Below are 17,781 nucleotides of genomic sequence, written 5' to 3' on the forward strand. Positions count from 1 at the left end.
CCTTAGCTTTGCAAATAATCCCGCAGCCGCGCCGCGAGCGCTGCCAGATATGGAACCTGCTCAGACGCGTTGTCGTTGAAGTGTTGCAACTGCTGAACGAGCGCGTTGTAATCCTCCTCAAATCGCGCCCGCTTTTCGTCTTGCCAGGTGTCTCCGAGTGAAGCAAAGGCACCGTTAAGATTGCCGACAGCATCGTTGAGCGAATCAATAAATTGTTGTAACGAATATGCGAAGCGCTCAAGTTCTTCTGGATCGCCGATTGCTTGTGCCATTACCAATACCCTCCATCTTCTGTCGAAGAACTTTGTGTCACAGAGTTCTGTTTATCCTGGCGTGCTTCGATTGTGGCCGGCTGGATGTCAATGGTGCTCGCTTCAGGTACATTATTTGGCGTCTGTGACTTCGTGCGAATGGTCACCGACATGGTGACAAACTTGAAGAAGTCACGTAGCTGCTTGGCGTTCTCTGCGTAGAAGAGGCGATTCGAGGTGCCTTCGATAAATTTCCCAAGTACCGCCTCGTCAGCATCAGCGCCTATCGCCATTGCCAAACGGTCACATTTTGCAGAGCGTCCGTCGCTAATAAACGCGTTCAGAGGTTTTTCCCACGCATCATTAGGCCCACCATCAGAGACCAATACGACCGTTGGACGATACGCACGCGAAGGAATGACATCTTTGTCTTCGATCATCGCTTTGGCCATTTGCAATGCCGTGCCAAGCGGAGTCATGCCGCCAGCTGAAAGGTCCTGCCAATGAATATCGCTGGCGCTGGCAAGCGGCTGATGCAGCGCTACCTGAGAACCGAAAGTGATGATCGCAACATGGATTTCAGTTTCACCGTTCTCGGTGTCGCTGAACGTATCCAACATATCGCGAACGGCATCATTCACATTGCGGATTTTCTCTCCGCTCATGCTGCCGCTGACATCGAGAAGAAGCACGACTGGTAGAGGCTTCGCTTTCGGTGCCGTGAATTTCGACGGGTCGAATGGGATATTGCTCATATAAAAACTCCTTTATTCAAAGCTACGGTGTCCGCTCGTGTGCATGACGAAAACTTATCGTGCCGTCGCGACGGCAGAACCTACCCCTTTGCCGCCTCGGTCAAAAGATCACCAACCGAGCGCGCAACCACATACCGGGCTGGGTTCTCGCCGCCCTCCAGCGCAGTGAAATGCGCCTTGCCGCATTCGATCTTGGCGCTTTCCTTGTCGCGCATATCGTCGGTGAACAGGCTGCTCTTGGTTTCCACCACAAAATACAGGTGCTGAGTGCCGTCTTCTTCCACCAACACGGCCCAGTCGGGGTTGTAGGTGCCCAGCGGCGTGGGCACTTTGAACCAGCCTGGCAACTTGGCGTAGAGCTTGATGGCGTCGTTCTTCTCCAGCCCATCGGCGAAATCCCGCTCAGTGGTCGAGTCGTACACCACGTGCTCGTAGATCGACTTCTGGGTATCCAGCAGCATGTTCTTGAGATAGCCGGTGAGCTCTTCCTTCTCGAACAGCTCCTGCGCATAGACATGCTGGTCACCCAGCTTCTGGTACTTGATGCCATCGACCAGGGCCAAGCGCTTGCAGCGGTTGATGGTTTCGGCAGTCAATTCGATGAACTGCTGCGGATTGCGTTTGAAGTCGTTCAGGCGACCGCTTCCCGTCAGGATGCTGACGATGGTGCGCCGGGTGAGCTGGGTGCGATCCTGAAGGTCGGTCAGCAAATCCGGCAGCTCAATATCCGCCTCGTCCAGCACCACGGTCGCCGCGCCCGCTTTCTCCGTCGCGGCGACACCCGCCTTGCCGATAGAGATGTCGGCCTTGCGCCATTGCAGTCGTGCTTTGGCAATCACCGGGGCCTTCTGCAACGCTGCGATGCAATCCGTCACCAACTTGGCGTTATCGAACTGCACGCGGTACGTTGTTTGGTGCTTGATGCGGTCCCACAGTGCCTTGAACTCGTCACTCAGATAAACGGCCTTGCCATCCTTGCCCTTGCGCAGCGGCACTTGCCTGCGTTCATCGGCATTTTTGATATCGAGCCGGCCCGACACCTTGCGCAGCACTTCAGCAATCTGGGCCTTTTGCGCATCAAACTCGTCCGGCAGTTCCAAGGTGCCGTTCTTCAGCGCCGTTTTCAGTGAATCCTGCACCTTGCCTTTGGCATCTATATGGCCGGCGGCTTTCAGGTGCTCCCACAGTGCCTTTGATTGCTCGATGCCCAGCGGTGCGGCGTGCCCATCAGCGCCAGTCACGGCAATGGCGGCAAATTGGTGCTGCTCCACGATGCCAAAGCGGATGCCTGTGTCTTTCTCGATTTCCTTCTGCAGGTTTTCGGCAAACTGTTCGTAGTTTTCCGTGGCCACCACGGTCAGGGTGTTGACCTCAAAGCCGCGTACCCGCTCGCCATCCTGGTTGACGCACAGACGCAGGCCACGGCCAATGGTCTGGCGGCGCTCGCGCTCGGTCTGGATGTCGCGCAAGGTGCAAATCTGGAACACGTTGGGGTTGTCCCAGCCTTCCTTGAGGGCGGAGTGGGAGAAGATGAACTTCAGCGGCGTACCGAAGGACAGCAGCTTCTCCTTCTCCTTCATGATCAGGTTGTAGGCGCGTTCGGCATTCTCCCGGTTACCCGCATTGTTCTCGGCGGTGTCAGTCCAGCCGCCTTTCTTGTCGATGGAGAAATAACCGTTGTGCACTTCTTCGGCGGCGGACTCCAGGTCGATCTCGGCAAACAAACTCTGGTAAGCCGGCAACTTGGCGGCACGGCGATATTCCTCCTCGAACATCTGCGCATACACACCCTTGACCGGCTGGCCGTCCGCATCGTACTGACGATATTTGTCCACCGCGTCGATGAAGAACAGGCTCAACACCTTGATGCCCAGCGGGCGCAGGTGCTTCTCCTTGTCCAGGTGTTCCTTGATCGTGCGGCGGATCATCTCGCGTTGCACGGCAAGCGCATCCACATCACCGTGGGCTTGGCCAGGTTGCAAAAACACCTCGCCACCGGGGTAGCGCAGCTCCATGAACGCTTCGCCCTTGGCCGTGTTGATCTCGCCGACGCGAAAATCGGCATAGATCGCGCGGCCATCGGCGCTCTGCTGGAGGTCGTCGCCGTCGCTGACCGTCACTTCAGCCCGCTGCACACCAGTGGCGGTCTGTTTATCTAGCTCGACCTTGGCGCTGATGCGGCCGCGCTTGTTTTCCACCTTCACCAGGCGCACAAAGGGCCTGTTGTGCGCGTCCTCTACCGTGGCCGACGCCACCTCGATCTGCTTGACCAGTTTGCGCTCGTAGGCATCGACGGCATCGAGGCGAAATACCATGTGGTGCTTGTCCACATGGGTAGCGGAGTAGCGCAGCGTGCAGAGCGGGTTCATGGCGTCCAGTGCTTCCTTGCCACGGCCTTCCATGCCGCCGTCCACGCTTTGCGGCTCATCCACGATGATTATCGGCCGGGTTGCCTTGATCAGGTCGATGGGCTTCTCGCCGCCGGTTTTCTCGCTCTCTTTGTAGAGGTTGTTCACATCCTTCTTGTTGATGGCGCCCACCGTCACCACCATGATCTGGATGTTGGAGCTCGTGGCGAAATTGCGCACCGGCCCCGGCTTACCGGAGTCGTATAGGAAGTAATCGAAGGGTACGCCCGCGTAGAGCCCCTTGAAGTGTTCCTCGGTGATCTGCAGGGTTTTATAAACACCCTCCTTGATCGCCACTGAAGGCACCACGATCACGAACTTGGTGAAGCCGTAGCGTTTGTTCAGCTCGAAAATCGAGCGCAGATACACATAGGTCTTGCCGGTGCCGGTCTCCATTTCCACAGTGAAGTCGCCCGAAGTCAGCGAACTGGAAGGCGGCAAGCCACCGCGCAACTGGATGTCAGCCAGATTCTTGAGCAGCTCGTCATCGAGCAGGGTCAAGCGGTTGCCAACGCCAAGGTCGGACTGCGCCACGCCCAGTGACATCTGCACGTCATCGGGCAATTTCATGGTCACCGTGAATTCGGTGCGGCAGACCTCCTGACCACGGAAAAGATCGCATACAGCCTCGATGGCCTGCATCTGGTAGTCGAGGTTGGGCTCGAAGTGCAGTTTCATGGCAAGCCCCCTTACAAGCTGCGCACGTTCTGGATGCCGTGTTGCTCCAGAATGGCTGCGAGATTGGTTTTGGCCACGTCATCGGCAAAGGCGCTGTCGCGGAACACGCAGGTGGTGTCACCGGCAGGGGCCAACGCCTTGTGCCAGCCGATGATGCCCTGGGCGAGCGGCTCTACCTGTTCGCGGGTGATGGTCTCAGCCAGGCACGCCAGCAGCACGCCGCCGCCAATGGCATGGACGTGAAGGCCTTCGATATTGCGCTGTTCGATGGGCACACACAGATCCAGCCCCAACTTGAGCAGCAGTTCGTAAAGCACATCAGCCTCGCTGCGACCTTCGAGCAGATGATCCTGATGGTCGAATAGTGTGGCTTCCAGATCGTCTGGTTTGGGATTCCAGACGCGGATATTGGAGGTGTCGAGCTTGAAGACGCGGAAGCCGGTGTCGCCCTGCCAGCCAGAGCTTTCAGCCTTAATCTTGGTGCCTGCGCGGCGTAAGCGCTCTTTAGTGAGTTCTGCGATAGAACGAGGCTTGGTGATCTGGTCGCAGAATTCGGCTGCATTTTTCTGCCCCTTATCCTCCGGATCGAGATACTGGGGGAGTTGAACAAGAATAAATCTACGGTTTCCTTCATCTAAGAAATTCTGTGCCATTACTGCATGACCAGTTGTTCCAGTTCCAGCAAAGAAATCAAGAATGATGTCCTGAGGAGACGTACCAATTGTTACAAAGTCACGAATTAATGAGCGAGGTTTTGGAGGGCTATCGAACACATTGCTTCCCAGCAACGATGAAATTTCGGCCGTTCCATTACTACTACTGTACTCAGGCTTGTAGAGAATCGATTTGGGCTTGCTGGTTGGGAGGTCGCCGAGAGTGGCTCGTTGTTTTTTGTAGATATTCTTTCCTGACCTACCTTCAACAACAATCAAGTTAAAGTTTTCATCGTTTATTTTCTTTTTGCTCCACGTCCAAGAGAGCTCTTCGCCTGCCTCTGAAACTGGCCATAGAGTTAAATCTGAACCTGAGCGAGGCTCATCATCAAGCGTCGCGTAGACTTCACCCTTTTCGTCAATAAAGACTGGAAACCACCCGTTAGGACGGCGCTCCCTCGATGCATCCTGCCCTGTCCGCCTTAAAGTGTCAGCGCGCTTGTAGAGGCCACGCTCATCTTCCAGCCAATCATCTAGCGATTCCTCTGACACTGGAAGTTGAAAAACCACACATTTTTCTTTATTCCGAGCATAAACAACTGTAAATTCATGAGTATCCGCGAAAGCGAAGGCATCGTTATTGCCTTTCAGATTCATGATAGTCGGCAGTAAGCCGATGAAGTTCTCTTGACCAAAAACTTCGTCCATAATTAGCCGCAAGTTAGTGGCTTCAGAAGAGTCAATGGAGATAATTATTAATCCACTATCGAGAAGAAGATTTTTTGCCAGCTTAAGTCGTGGATACATCATATTCAGCCAGTCGGTATGAAACCGCCCGCTGGCCTCGGTATTGCTGCTAATTCTCTGCCCACCTTCTACCTGTCCGGTCAGTTCCAGATAGTTCTTGATGTTGTCCTGAAAATTGTCCGGGTACACAAAATCCTTGCCGGTGTTGTACGGCGGGTCGATATAAATCAGCTTAACCTTGCCGGCATAGCTCTTTTGCAGCAGCTTGAGCACTTCAAGGTTGTCGCCCTCGATCATCAGGTTCTGGGTGGTCTCCCAGTCCACGCTGTCTTCCGGGCAGGGGCGCAAGGTGCCGGTGCTGGGCGTCAGCGCCAGTTGCCGCGCGCGGCGTTTGCCGTGCCAGTTGAGGCCGTACTTCTCATCGGCGTCGGTCACGCTGGCATCACCCACCAACGCCTTGAGCACGTCCACATTCACCGCCACGCCGTCCGCGCCTTCGGTAATCAATTCCGGGAACAGGGCCTTGAGCTGTTCGATATTTGCCGCCACCAAGTCGGCGGACTGGGCTTCGGGGCTGGCTGCCGTGAGTTTTTCCATGGTCTTCTCCGTCATTCGTTCAATCTTCAAAGCTGTTGTTGTGCAGCGGCCAGTTCGGACTGGATGCGCTTGAGCGTCAGGTTCAGTTCCACCTGGCGCGCCAGTTGTTTTTCTTTGGCCGCCTCGGCCCGCAGGCGACTGATTTCGCCTTCCAGCCGCTGGCAATCGATCAATGCCTGTCGTCGCGCCGCGGTCTGTTCGGGTGTTGCAGCGGTTTGATAGATTCCCGTCCTTCGCGCTGCGTGCAGGGCCTGCACGCATTCGACCCAGCCTTGATAGAGGGCATGTAGCGAAGCCTGGGGCTGACGCGCAAGCGCAAGCGACTGCATGAAACCCTGCTCAATGTGGGACGTCGCCTTCGCATCAGCTCCAGGTGAGCCATCGGCTGCTTGAAACAGCGAGGCCGACACCACGTCACCGTCGAGCACGATCTTGCCCGCCTCGTTATGCGCCCAGCGCTTATGCGCCAGCGAGAGGGTCATTGTTGGCCCTTCAGCCCGCTTTTCACCCAGCAGTAACAGCACCGGGTAAGGCACGGCCCGATGCACCAATTCGACCAGGCGTGAAAGACTGGTGGGCTTGATGGCACCGCGCAAGGTGACCGCCAGCACCGCGATTTCCAGGTACTCGCGTTGCGTATCGCGGTACTCGGGCACGCCGATGGTGTTGGGCTTGAGGGCGGCCAGCCACTGGATGTCTTCAATGGCATCGGTGATCAAGCGCTTGTCGGACGCCGTGGGCGCACCGTTCTCCAGCAACAGCTTTTTGGGCACGCGCTGGTCCACCCGTGCGCTATCCGGGAGATTCAGGGCACTGACGACATCCGACCTGTTCATGACGAGAGTGTCGCCCCAAATGCCTTGACCGTTTCTTCGCTGTCGCGCCCGGCGATGGTTTTGCCCATGGCCTGTTCGATCAGCGTCAACAGTGCGGCGGCGCGTTGGCGGATAAACGCATCGAAGTCGTCAGAGCGCAGCGCGGTCACCGGGATCACGTGGGAGAGCAGAAACTCGTCCAGGCTATCGGGGGCCACCTGCTTGGCTTTCTGGATGCGGGCGAGGTACATGCTGGGCGCATCACCGCTGATGAAACGGTTGGTGCCAGCGGCCAGAGGGGCCTTGTTGACCACGCTGTTCCATTTCTCCTTGGGCAATTTCTGCTTTTCGCACCAGGCACGGGGGAACACATGGTGGATGTCGATGGCGTTGTTGAAGTAGGTGTTGAGGTCAATCGGCGTACCGCTGACGAAATCCCGGCCGCCATGTTTCATGAGCAAGGCGGCCAGCCCCTTGTAGGCGGCTGCGAGGCGGCTTTGCAGGGACAGCAGGCGCGTCGGCGCGAAGTTGGCGTCGCGCACCGTGCGCGGTTCGCTGCCGCTTTCGACCCAGGCGACCACATCCTGGATGTCCATGCCAAAACGGGTTTCGTTGGCGCCACCGTACAGTTCACCCAGAACGCCGCTCCAGTACCAGCGCAGCAGCTTTTGTTTGACGCCATGTTGCGTGGTGCGGTCTGCCAAATGAGCGCAGATGGCCGACAACGGAATGAGTTGCGTGGCATAAGGCAGGCTTCGGTCGTCGAAGATTTTTTCCTCCGCCAGCAACTCGGCTGCCCGCTTGAAGCCTTTCTCCAAATCAGATTCCAGCGCCTTGAAGTCCGCCAGCGGCAGCTTCAGCACGTCGGCACGCTTGCAACTGACGGATGTGCCATGCGTTTTGTGTCGACGGTAGCTGGCCAACAGGGTCACTGCGGTGAGAAAGCTGGTGCCGTCCACCGCCGTGAGCACGTCGTGCTTGGCCGTCAGTCGCTCCTGCCGAGCTTCCCAGTCATCGCGCAGGTTGAATTCATCGGCCGCGAAGGTTGCCGTCATTAGCTCGAAGACGGTGAGCGTCACGCCACCGGTATTGACCTTCTCGAAGACCTGGCACACGGCTTCGCGCGGCGTGTCCTGGGTCAGTTCGATGGCAGGCACCTTGAACTGTTGGAAGCGCAGCCAGATTTCGTTACGAAACCGCTGCATGAACTGCATGGCTTCCGCTGCGAACTGATGGTGCGCGCTGAAGCCGCTTTCCCAGGCCATAAAACCTTGAATATCGAAGAGTAATGCCACCGGGAAGAGCCGCTGGTCGTACTGCAAATCAGGTGTGCGGACATCCAGATCGACTTTACGGCCGAAATCCGACGTGACTTGCAGTGTCTCCGGCAGCGAGAGAACTGCGTCTTCCCGGTCTGCCGACTCATCCAGGCATTGGGTCATGTCAAGGAAGTACAGGCGGCGAATATTCGCGCCTTTCTCCGTGCGTGTCGGCACGGGCTGGCCGCTGCGCAGCGCCAGGTACATGGAGGTCAAGCGTTGCTGACCATCAAGTACGAGGGTTTTTGGAGCAGGCGCAGGCTGCAGGTTGACGCCGGCAAACAGGCGAGGTTTGAACGGCACACCGCCTGCTTCCAGAAACATCACTGCGCCAATCGGGTAGGACAGCGAGAGGCTCGCAATCAATGACCGAATATGGTTGTCATCCCACACCCAACCGCGTTGGAAGTCAGGAAGCTGGATTTGCCCCGATGCAATTCCATCGAGGACATCTTTCAATGCGGGTTCGGCGGTGCGAAAGCTCATGCGGGTCCTTGTAATCAAATACTTTGTTCATCGGGCAGCACGACGAGAAATGCCACCACCTCAAAGTCGCCACTGCCGGCGAACTCGCCTTTCATGGCGTGTGTGCCGCCGGGCGTGAACAGGCTGGCCACGGCCCGTTCCTCTTGCTTGCCGGCGACGGATGCCACAGCCGCTGCGAGCAGCTTCTGGGCGTGGCGCATGTCTTCGCCGCCTTTGCTTGCCTTGTCGAAGCGCGCACAGGCACTGTCATCCGGCCGTTCGCGCCCCAGCGCCAAGCGCTTGAGGCGATCCAGGATGCGCTTGGCCTGCGGGAACGGCAGCAACACGGTACCGTCATCGCCGACATGCACCAGGTAGTGCGGCGCGAGCGGGTAGTCGGACGATGTGGCGGTCTTTGTCGCCCCACCGCAGGCTTGCAGGCAGAAGATCACGCCGGGCGGAATGTCGACATCCAGCGTGGTGGTGACCGCATAAGCACCCAGCGGCTGGGTGTCCAGCTTGCCGGGGTGGCTTTTAAGGAACTGCGCCAGGTCGATGCGGAAGTCGGTCAGGGTGAGGTCGGTAATCGCCACGCCAGTGGACAGGTCTTCCATGTCGATGACCGTGTCCTGCAATTTGAGCAGCTGCTTGCGCCGGTACTCCAGGTCGTTCATGGCGTTGCCGGACTGCTGCTCGATCAGGTTTTCTTCGCCCGTGGCCGAGACATCGAGCAGTACCATGCGACCGCTGACGCGCTGCTCCAGGTTGATGTATTCCTCCAGCTCCATGTTGGGCCAGAAGTTCACGAGCTGGATGCGCTGGTTGGGCGAGCCGATGCGGTCGATGCGCCCGAAGCGCTGGATGATGCGCACCGGGTTCCAGTGGATGTCGTAGTTGATCAGCCAGTCGCAGTCTTGCAGGTTCTGCCCTTCGGAGATGCAATCGGTGGCGATCAGCAAGTCGATCTCGCCTTCACCCGCCATGTCTTGCGGGCGCTCCTTGGCGCGCGGCGCGAAGGCCGAAAGCACATCGCCCATGCTTTTGCGCAGGCCCGGCAACGTGACCTGGATGCCGGCGCTACCGGTGACGACCGCCGCATGCATGCCCAGCGTATCCCTGGCCCATGGGGCAAGCTGGGCGTAGAGGTAGTGCGCCGTGTCCGAGAAGGCGGTGAACACGATGATCTTGCGGTTGGCTTTGCCATCGTGCGTGTTGATGGGCTCAAGGCATTTGCGGGCAATCATGTCGCGCAAGGCTGCCAGCTTGGCATCACGCGCGGCATCCACTTGGCGGGCTGCCGCCAGCAAGGTCGCCAGGCGGTTGCGGTCTTCCAGCAGATCCTGCTTCCAGCGAATCAGATCCACATCGCCCAGCAGCACCTTGACCTTGCGCCCGACCAACAAGGTCTCGAACGCCGGGTCGTCGATATCGACGTCGGCAATGTCGATTTCCTCCAGCGCCTCGGCATGGGATTCGATGCGCGCCAGCGTGTTCTCTACATCCTTGAGTTGGCGCTGCACGGTCAGGGTGAAGGACGAAACGCAGCTTTCCATGCGTTTGAGCACGTTCACACGCAGCAGGTGGATCAGGCTTTCTTCGCGATCCGCCTGACGGAAGAAACTTTCGCCGCCACGCACCTGGGTGCTGTACTTGGCGTCGTAGGCCGCCTGCTTGTGGGGCAGCACATAGCGCAGCGGCGCGTAGCTGGCGAGCGTGAGCCGACGGATTTCCTGATTGATGTCGCGGATGGCGCGGAATTCGCCCGCAAGGTCTACATCGGCCTTGATGTTGATGGGCGGGAGCCGGTCGGGGAAGCGGCCGGTCTCGCTGGTGCCGTAGTACTTCTCCACATGCCGCCTGGAGCGGGCAATGGTGAGATGATCCAACAAGGTGAAGTAGTCAAAACCCAGCATTTCCACCAACTGGGTGGGTGTCTTTTCAGCGTCGTCCAGTGCCAGCCAGCGGTTGAACTGCGCCTGCGCCTTGCGGGTCGTGGCCTCGATGCTGGCGATGCCGTGCTCCATCAGGGCAGTGTCCTCCCCCTCTGTGACAAAGGCGATCTGGTTGCGCAGGTCGGCCAGGCGATTGTTGACCGGCGTGGCCGAAAGCATGAGCACGCGGGTCTTGACGCCTTCGCGGATGATGCGTCGCATCAGGCGGTCGTAGCGCGATTCCTTGCCCTTGTGCGTGGCCTTGTTGCGGAAGTTGTGTGACTCGTCGATCACCACCAGGTCGTAGTTGCCCCAGTTCACATGCGACAGTTCGATGTCACCAGATACCCCGCCATCGCGCGACAGGTCGGTGTGGTTGAGCACGTCGTAGTTGAACCGGTCAGCCGCCAGGACGTTGCGCTTGTCGTTGGCCTTGTAGAGCGTCCAGTTGTCGCGCAGGCGCTTGGGCGCCAGCACCAGCACGCGGTCGTTGCGCAGTTCGTGGTACTTGATGATGGCCAGGGCTTCGAAGGTTTTGCCCAGACCCACGCTGTCGGCGATGATGCAGCCACCAAAGCGGTTCAGCTTGTCGATGGCGCCCACCACACCGTCGCGCTGGAACTTGAAGAGCTTTTTCCACACCACGGTATTGCGGATGCCGGTGGCGGACTTGACAATACGCTCCTCGTCCATCTCGTCACCGCTGTCACGAAACAAGTGATGCAGCATCACGGTGTAGATGGTGAAGGGGTCACGGTGCTCGCCCAGGGCCTGCAGTGCTTCAAGCACGGCTTCGCGCCCTTTGCTCTGACCCTCGGAGTCGGTTGCAGCAACACCTTGCAGGCCTGCCCACTGGTGATCGAACCATTGGGCGAGCTGCGCGGCTTCGTCGGCCGTTTCTGACGCCTGAATCAGGTTCAATGGGTTGCCTGGCGTCAGGCCAAGGCCTGACGTGCTGAAGGCAAACGAGCCCAGGACTACTTGTGCTGGAGCCCCTTCCGGACCGCGCATGACGGCAGCCCCCTGCGGCACCGATCTTGATGCCCGCCGAAGCTCCACTTTCTCACTGATCCATTTCGCGCACTGATTGGCCAACCAACGTGCCTGCAGACGATTGCGCGCGGCACGGTCGCCTTCCGAGCCCAGGAACTCAAGCGCCTCGTTATCGGGAGGCACAATCAATTGGACTCGCTCCAAAGCGGACAACGCCTCTCGGATTTCTGCGAAGGCATAGAGAGAGAACGAAGGCGTTACACAGTCGAGTCGGTTGCCGTGCTTGAGGTGGGGCTGCATCAAGTCGATGACGCGCTGTGTTCCGGTGTTTTGGATCAGCTTCATGGTCGTTTCCGTTCAGTCAGCAATCGACGTTTCTGCACTCGGCGATGCATACCCCGGCGCCAGCACTGCATTGCGCACGCCGTAGATGGCGAGGTGGTCCTTCAACCAAAGCCGGTACTCAGGGCCGCGCAGGCTATGGTCGGGGGAGCAGTCCACACTCCATTTGCGCAGGATGTAGCCAGCGGTGGCGGCGCGCAGCTTCATGTGCAGCACGCCGCCTCGCATGCCGTAGTCCATTTCAGTGATTTCTGGCCGGGGCTGATCCGGGTGAGGAACCAGCTCCAGCTCGACGATCCGTGTCCATTGAATGTCCTGATCGCTCATCTCGTGGGGCGCCACGGGCTGCCCCTTGCGCACCACAGGACGCTTGATCCGGGTGATGACGAAATCCCGGAATTCCTGCGATTTGCGGTCGAAGGCACGGACGTGCCAGCGCAGGCCGTTGTCAATCAACGCGAACGGGACGATCTCCCGCACGGTGCGGCCACTGGAGATGGAGTGGTACTCGATCCCCATCGGGCATTCATAGTGGATGGCACGGGTCACGCTCGCCAGGATGTCCAGGTCAGGGTGGGTGAGCCGGGACGGGCTCTCGCTGGCCACCCAGGCCTTGATGTGCATCGGCTCACCGTCGCCAAACCCCTGTGTCAGCCACGACAACACTCGCTCGGGCGGGAAATCGAAGATCGGCTGGAAGCTCGGACCGAGGACGTAGAACTTGCCTTTGCCGTCGTAGTCGATGTTGCCGGGGGCGAGTTCCTTGTACAGCGCCAGGTCCCTGGACGCAGCAGCGGACTGGATAGCAAAGCGCGCAACCAGGTCCTGGCGGCGCATCTCCCCAATGAAGCGCAGGCGCAACTCCACGAACGCGAGCCGGTCACGCTGTGGCTGGGTTAGATCGGTAAGCTGTTGCTGGGACATCCTGGGTAGCTCGTTCGGGTTGACGAATGCTTATGCAGACTTCTGCCGGAAGTATATGGCCCGTGTAAAAAGACGTCTATAAATCAAATTCAGCTTGTTAGTATGCCGCATTATGATAACCATTTTTTGAGGCGCAAATGAGCGATTTGACGTGGACGAGTAGGCGATCAGCCCAGCGGAGCGCACCAGAAGCGGCGTGCAATAGCATGCATCCAGTAGGCCATCGCGGACGAAAACTGGCGCGAATAGATCCTTGAAAGGAAACAGGAGTACGGCCTATGGAACTGCGACACCTTCGCTGCTTTGTGGCTCTCGCAGAGGAGCTGCACTTCACACGGGCCGCCGAGCGCCTGCATATCGAACAGCCACCCTTGTCCCGTGCCATCAAAGAGCTTGAGGACGATCTGAGCGTGCTGCTCTTCGAACGCAACCGTCGAGGTACGGTACTGACCGAAGCGGGAGCAACGTTCCTGCAAGACGTGCGCAGGGTGTTCACCGTCCTCAAGCAGGCTCAGGAGAACGTCCAGGCGGTTGCCGCAGGCCTGAGTGGAAACCTTCGCATTGCCGTGTCCGACGGCGCCATCGATCCACGGCTGTCGGCTCTCCTGGCCCGTTGCCGCGAGGAAGAGCCGGAGATCGAGATTCGCCTGTCCGAAGTGCCGCTGGCCGAGCAGTTGCGTGGGTTGCGCTCGGGCGACTTCTCGATCGGGTTTGCGCACACGGCGGAGGTCGGCGATGACATCCTGACCGAGCCACTCTGGCACGACTCGCTGGTGGTTGCGGTGCCCGCCCGGCACCCCTTGCTTTCACATAAGACTGTTCCGCTGCACAAGCTCGCGAGCTACCCACTGGTCTTATGCGATCCACAGGTATACGAAGGCTACTACCGTGAACTGGCGCGGCTCCTGCGGCCGCTGGAGCGTCAGCCTGACGTCGCCGAGCATGTGTCTTCGCTGGACATGATGCTCACCCTGGTCGGTGCGGGCTACGGAGTCGGCTTCATCAGGGCAACCAGGGTCGCGGCGAGCCAGCGCCCCGATGTGGTGATCCGCCCCCTGGCCATGGATTCCGCAGTCATCACGACCTACTTGCTTCGGCCCGTCAGCGTGGATATGCCGGTGTCGGCGGAGCGGTTCATTGCGCGCCTGCGCGCGCACTCGGGCGATTGATCGGGCGGCAAGGGCTGCTACTGAAGTTCGCGGCTGTTTATGGCGAGCCTTGCGGTTCACTGCCAGAGTTGAGGTTCTTTTCAGTCGCCGCCATCAACTCACTGGCGCTGATCCCGAGCGCGGCAGCAATTTTCAGTATCAGGGGAAGCGTCGGCACATGCTCCCCGCGCTCGATCTTGCCCATGTGTGAACGCGATATTCCAGCCTGAAATGCAAAGTCGTCTTGAGCGACGCTTTGCGCGACGCGAGCGGCACGCACGGCCCGCCCGAAAGCTAATGCTGGTTCGGATTCATAGGTGGGTGTGCCAGGTGGACGACCTGGCTGAATAGTAAGCTTCTGCATCGACAGAAGCGTCAAACAATCATCTTAAATTAACCACGTTAAACATATAGACGTTAAAGTTCTCTCTTTACTATGATGCTGGTTTGCCCTTGACCTGCTTCGTCGCTTCTGTAGGTTCTCCGTGGACAACATCACCAGCCAACCCGCCCACCTCAGGCTTGCGATTGCGCCAGGCGTATCGTCATCTCAGCTCTCGGCGCTGCTCGCGCTGCAACGAGCGGAAGAACCCGAGGTCAGCATCACGTTCTTTGAAGTGGCAGGTGACGAGCTGCTTGATGGGCTTCGTGAAGGCCGCTACGACGTGGGAATGTCGCTTCAAGGAGCGAGCGATCCGGCCCTGGAAACCCAGCCCTTGTGGATTGAGCACATGGCCGTTGCGATACCGCTGAGGCTTCCCTTGCTTGAGCAGGCATCGCTCACCATCGCCGACCTCCAGAACTATCCGATCTTTCGCTGGGAGGCTGAGACCTGTTCTTCGCTGGATCGTCGGCTGCTCGCGCGTCTGCCTGCTGACCCGCAGAACCTTCAGTACGTGACTTCCTTCGAGATGATGGCGCTATGGGTTTCTGCCGGCTACGGTGTCGGGGTATCCGCACAATCGCGTATCAAGCACGCCCCTGGATGGGGAGTCAGCATGCGACCACTGGACGACGGCCCCTACGAAATCGTGGCGCACCTGCATAGGCCCCAGGGGCAAGCGAACCCTGTTTCCGAACGGTTCGAGCGCAGGGCACTGCAGATCGCAAAAGCGCTCCCTTCCTGATCGCAGTGGCTGTCGGTAGCTGCCAGCAGAAGGCGGTGGATTTATGCCTTTCGCCAAGAGGGGTGATGTGGTACATTCAGAGGCCACTTCTGGTTTTAATAACCAGAAAAAATCTTTATTAATCAATGGGTTGGCTGCCTTGGGTGATTCCCATCGCCCGCTCCAGATCACCCTGCCAAGCCCCTGAAATGCCTAGCGTTTCGGGGGCTTTGCTTTTTGGGGGAAGGAAAGGTGTCGAAGAAGTGTCGAGGCGCATTCAGCGCTACATGCTCAGGAGTAGAAAGCCATCACTCGATTGGCCCCACCAAGCAGTAGCGGATCAATTGCTGCTCAACGCTCTGCTTCTGTCGCAAAACCAAGATCACTGCCACCTCGCCTTGCTCTTCGTGGAATTCGTAAAAAACACGATAGGGGCCGGTATTAAGCTCGCGATAGCTCAGCACCCCCAGAAGACTCGCCTGCTGGCTGACTGGGTAACCTTTAGGTGCAAGTGAAATCTTCTCTTCAATCTCATCCAAAAGGCTCAGTACTGACTGGAGTGCAGCCTGTTCACCTTGGAATGGAGCCAAGTGGTGGACTTGGTCTTCGATGCTTTGCTCTGCGGTATCAGTAAAACGAATGACGACCGGGGACATTAAACCTCCTTATTCTGGCTGAGCGAACCTCCTGGAAAGGCGAGCTTTCAAATCATCAACAGAGCGATGCTTGCCTTCTGCGTACTGGCGGGAGCCAATCGCAAGCAACTTCACCAGCGCAATTGCTTCATCGCGCTGCTTCCGCTCAGCATATGACTCAACCACATAGGCAGGAACACCGTTCTGCGTGACGACCATTGGCTCGGATAAATCCAGGTCAGCCGCATGACGTTTCAAATAACTAATTGTCTCGACTCGCATGAGCCGGTACCTCCATTGCTGTGGGAACACTTAAGGCCTGGAACTCAGGTTCTACGGTGTTCGAACTCCACCACGCTCCATATCCAGGCGACGAGTGGGATTCGCGCGTCGGCAGTCTGTCTACCGTCGGCTCCAACATCATAATCCGAATTCAGACCGAATTTGAACCACCTCAAGTCTATTTTTCTTTCCCTCTGTCGACCCCCGCAGCCTTCAACCTATGAGCGGGTTGAATCGAACAGCCTCAGATAGGTGGTCTTGGGAGAGGTGCGCATATCGCATCGTCATCGACAACGAGGCGTGCCCCAGGATGTGCTGTAGGGTCACGATGTGCCCGCCGTTCATGATGAAGTGACTGGCGAACGTGTGGCGCAGTACGTGGCTGGCCTGCCCCTTCGGCAGCTTGATCGAGGTCGACAGCAGCACCAGGCGGAACACGCCAAGGCAGTTCGTGAACGGCCCGTGGGTCTGCCAATGCCGGCGAAGGTCGGCGCCCAATTCTTCCGAGATCGGCACCGAGCGCACACGCTTGGACTTAGTGTTGGCAAAGATCACCGTATTACCTTTCAGACGTTCCGGCGTCAGCGCCTGAGCCTCACCCCATCGAGCCCCTGTCGCGAGGCAGATACGAGCGACCATCTTCGGATGTGGCGACGTGGTGCGCGCATCCAGGGCCGTAAGCAGTTCGGACACCTGATGCTTGGTCAGGTACGACAACGGTCTTTCCTGAAGCTTGAGCGGCCGCATGCGCCCTACCGGATTCTCATAGTCAATGACGCCGAGTTGGCGCAATTCGTTGTACTGGACTTGAGGTAGCCAAGACGGTTGTTCGCGGTCTTGCCCGACATGCCATTGGCTATCTGTCGGCTACGCAACCGAGCCACTTTCGCAGGCTCCAGGGAGACAGCGACCGGGTCGCCCAGGTCCTTTGCCACCAACCGCAGAATCGCCACGCAACGATGCCCGTTGCTCAAGGTCTGGCCGTGCAGTTCATACCAGAGTTCGACCAACTCCGAGAGACGCCGACGGTCCTTCGGCCTGAGCGTCCAGCAGGGGTTTTCCGCACACTTCTGACGCGCGGTGGCCTCGAATTGCTGCGCCTCCATCTTGGTCTTGAACCGCTTGCGAAAGCGCTTGCCCTTGATCGGTTCTACATCGACGAACCAACGGCCATCGGGGAGCTTGGTGATCGACATTAGACGGCATACCCCCGCCGCAGATACCGATCACACATCAGCTTGTGTATGTGCCTTTCCAGATCGCGACGAGTCCAACCCTTGGCGAGATAGTGGTCTTCGATAACGTGCCAGAACTCCAGTTTACGGGCGGACTCAATAGCCTTTTTTGCCGGGACACGCTCCCGCGCGATCAGGCTCACGAACTGGCCGAGAAACATCTCGCAGTTACGCCCGCTAAAGCCCTTGGCGGTCTTGTAATAGCGCCGATACTCGGTGCGCTCGATCAGCGGATCGCACTCGACCTGGACGCGGGCGTCCTGGCTGATCAGGCTCCAGAACGGATCGTAGACCGCCGTCCGGCTCAGCAGCTTGAAGCTTTCGCAGGCGTAGTTCCACAGTCCTTGCAGGTGCGGGCAAAGCCCCTCATAGGTGCGGCAGCCAATGACCTCTCCCGAAGCCATGCGCGAGCCTTCGGAGAACTGCTGGACGATGGAGTGATGGAAGCGGAATTCGAGCCGCCAGACCGTTTCCAGGGGGTTATAGGCCGGGTCGCC

13 protein-coding genes and 2 pseudogenes are annotated in these 17,781 nt (G+C 58.4%); 2 read left to right on the forward strand and 13 right to left on the reverse strand.

Annotated elements, in window-relative coordinates; translation table 11 throughout:
- Positions 1-2 precede the first annotated feature (2 nt).
- The 8 genes from HMPREF2924_RS24740 to HMPREF2924_RS24775 form a co-directional block, all read right to left on the reverse strand.
- Positions 3-272 carry a WXG100 family type VII secretion target gene (locus HMPREF2924_RS24740; RefSeq protein ID WP_012206006.1) on the reverse strand — a complete coding sequence of 90 codons (270 nt, stop codon included), beginning with the start codon at positions 270-272 and terminating at the stop codon, positions 3-5.
- Positions 272-1,006 carry a vWA domain-containing protein gene (locus tag HMPREF2924_RS24745; RefSeq protein WP_012206007.1) on the reverse strand — a complete coding sequence of 245 codons (735 nt, stop codon included), beginning with the start codon at positions 1,004-1,006 and terminating at the stop codon, positions 272-274. Before HMPREF2924_RS24745 ends, HMPREF2924_RS24740 begins: the two co-directional genes overlap by 1 nt.
- A gap of 80 nt (positions 1,007-1,086) precedes the next feature.
- Positions 1,087-4,092, reverse strand: coding sequence for a type III restriction-modification system endonuclease (locus HMPREF2924_RS24750; protein WP_008266576.1), 3,006 nt, complete (start codon positions 4,090-4,092; stop codon positions 1,087-1,089).
- 11 nt (positions 4,093-4,103) lie between these two features.
- Positions 4,104-6,089 (reverse strand): site-specific DNA-methyltransferase, encoded by a 1,986-nt coding sequence (locus tag HMPREF2924_RS24755; protein ID WP_012206008.1) that lies wholly within the window; start codon positions 6,087-6,089, stop codon positions 4,104-4,106.
- Positions 6,090-6,115: 26 nt separating this feature from the next.
- A complete protein-coding gene (locus tag HMPREF2924_RS24760; RefSeq protein ID WP_023124777.1) occupies positions 6,116-6,925 on the reverse strand; it encodes a DUF4391 domain-containing protein in 810 nt (269 codons plus the stop codon).
- Positions 6,922-8,709, reverse strand: a complete 1,788-nt coding sequence (locus HMPREF2924_RS24765) for a DUF262 domain-containing protein (protein WP_023124778.1) — start codon at positions 8,707-8,709, stop codon at positions 6,922-6,924. The genes HMPREF2924_RS24760 and HMPREF2924_RS24765 overlap by 4 nt, the downstream gene beginning before the upstream one ends.
- Positions 8,710-8,723: 14 nt before the next feature.
- Positions 8,724-11,957 (reverse strand): helicase-related protein, encoded by a 3,234-nt coding sequence (locus HMPREF2924_RS24770; protein ID WP_023124779.1) that lies wholly within the window; start codon positions 11,955-11,957, stop codon positions 8,724-8,726.
- 12 nt (positions 11,958-11,969) lie between these two features.
- On the reverse strand, positions 11,970-12,878 hold the full coding sequence (locus tag HMPREF2924_RS24775; RefSeq protein ID WP_023124780.1) for a BrxR family transcriptional regulator: 909 nt from the start codon (positions 12,876-12,878) through the stop codon (positions 11,970-11,972).
- Positions 12,879-13,156: 278 nt separating this feature from the next.
- On the opposite strand from HMPREF2924_RS24775, the gene HMPREF2924_RS24780 reads away from it, so the two are divergent.
- Entirely contained in the window at positions 13,157-14,047 is an 891-nt protein-coding gene (locus HMPREF2924_RS24780) for a LysR family transcriptional regulator (RefSeq protein ID WP_023124781.1), read from the forward strand.
- 37 nt (positions 14,048-14,084) lie between these two features.
- On the opposite strand, the gene HMPREF2924_RS24785 is transcribed toward HMPREF2924_RS24780, so the two are convergent.
- Entirely contained in the window at positions 14,085-14,390 is a 306-nt protein-coding gene (locus tag HMPREF2924_RS24785) for a helix-turn-helix domain-containing protein (protein WP_031757238.1), read from the reverse strand.
- A gap of 121 nt (positions 14,391-14,511) precedes the next feature.
- Between HMPREF2924_RS24785 and HMPREF2924_RS24790 the strand changes: the two genes are divergently transcribed.
- Positions 14,512-15,153, forward strand: coding sequence for a substrate-binding domain-containing protein (locus HMPREF2924_RS24790; protein ID WP_003158902.1), 642 nt, complete (start codon positions 14,512-14,514; stop codon positions 15,151-15,153).
- A 287-nt stretch (positions 15,154-15,440) separates the two neighbouring features.
- On the opposite strand, the gene HMPREF2924_RS24795 is transcribed toward HMPREF2924_RS24790, so the two are convergent.
- The 4 genes and pseudogenes from HMPREF2924_RS24795 to HMPREF2924_RS24810 form a co-directional block, all read right to left on the reverse strand.
- Positions 15,441-15,788 carry a type II toxin-antitoxin system RelE/ParE family toxin gene (locus HMPREF2924_RS24795; RefSeq protein ID WP_003114156.1) on the reverse strand — a complete coding sequence of 116 codons (348 nt, stop codon included), beginning with the start codon at positions 15,786-15,788 and terminating at the stop codon, positions 15,441-15,443.
- Between the two features lie 9 nt (positions 15,789-15,797).
- A complete protein-coding gene (locus HMPREF2924_RS24800; protein ID WP_003114155.1) occupies positions 15,798-16,049 on the reverse strand; it encodes a type II toxin-antitoxin system Phd/YefM family antitoxin in 252 nt (83 codons plus the stop codon).
- A 213-nt stretch (positions 16,050-16,262) separates the two neighbouring features.
- A pseudogene (locus tag HMPREF2924_RS24805) lies at positions 16,263-17,245 on the reverse strand (tyrosine-type recombinase/integrase).
- A pseudogene (locus HMPREF2924_RS24810) lies at positions 17,245-17,781 on the reverse strand (hypothetical protein); the annotation flags it as partial. The pseudogenes HMPREF2924_RS24805 and HMPREF2924_RS24810, both read right to left, overlap by 1 nt.

The organism is Pseudomonas sp. HMSC063H08, assembly GCF_001813645.1.
Classification (GTDB): Bacteria; Pseudomonadota; Gammaproteobacteria; order Pseudomonadales; family Pseudomonadaceae; genus Pseudomonas; species Pseudomonas aeruginosa.

What these genes read in the sequence shown, in the direction of transcription:
- HMPREF2924_RS24740 (WP_012206006.1), bottom strand. Translation starts at nt 272, where the DNA reads ATGGCACAAGCAATCGGCGATCCAGAAGAACTTGAGCGCTTCGCATAT.
- HMPREF2924_RS24745 (WP_012206007.1), bottom strand. Translation starts at nt 1,006, where the DNA reads ATGAGCAATATCCCATTCGACCCGTCGAAATTCACGGCACCGAAAGCG.
- HMPREF2924_RS24750 (WP_008266576.1), bottom strand. Translation starts at nt 4,092, where the DNA reads ATGAAACTGCACTTCGAGCCCAACCTCGACTACCAGATGCAGGCCATC.
- HMPREF2924_RS24755 (WP_012206008.1), bottom strand. Translation starts at nt 6,089, where the DNA reads ATGGAAAAACTCACGGCAGCCAGCCCCGAAGCCCAGTCCGCCGACTTG.
- HMPREF2924_RS24760 (WP_023124777.1), bottom strand. Translation starts at nt 6,925, where the DNA reads ATGAACAGGTCGGATGTCGTCAGTGCCCTGAATCTCCCGGATAGCGCA.
- HMPREF2924_RS24765 (WP_023124778.1), bottom strand. Translation starts at nt 8,709, where the DNA reads ATGAGCTTTCGCACCGCCGAACCCGCATTGAAAGATGTCCTCGATGGA.
- HMPREF2924_RS24770 (WP_023124779.1), bottom strand. Translation starts at nt 11,957, where the DNA reads ATGAAGCTGATCCAAAACACCGGAACACAGCGCGTCATCGACTTGATG.
- HMPREF2924_RS24775 (WP_023124780.1), bottom strand. Translation starts at nt 12,878, where the DNA reads ATGTCCCAGCAACAGCTTACCGATCTAACCCAGCCACAGCGTGACCGG.
- HMPREF2924_RS24780 (WP_023124781.1), top strand. Translation starts at nt 13,157, where the DNA reads ATGGAACTGCGACACCTTCGCTGCTTTGTGGCTCTCGCAGAGGAGCTG.
- HMPREF2924_RS24785 (WP_031757238.1), bottom strand. Translation starts at nt 14,390, where the DNA reads ATGCAGAAGCTTACTATTCAGCCAGGTCGTCCACCTGGCACACCCACC.
- HMPREF2924_RS24795 (WP_003114156.1), bottom strand. Translation starts at nt 15,788, where the DNA reads ATGTCCCCGGTCGTCATTCGTTTTACTGATACCGCAGAGCAAAGCATC.
- HMPREF2924_RS24800 (WP_003114155.1), bottom strand. Translation starts at nt 16,049, where the DNA reads ATGCGAGTCGAGACAATTAGTTATTTGAAACGTCATGCGGCTGACCTG.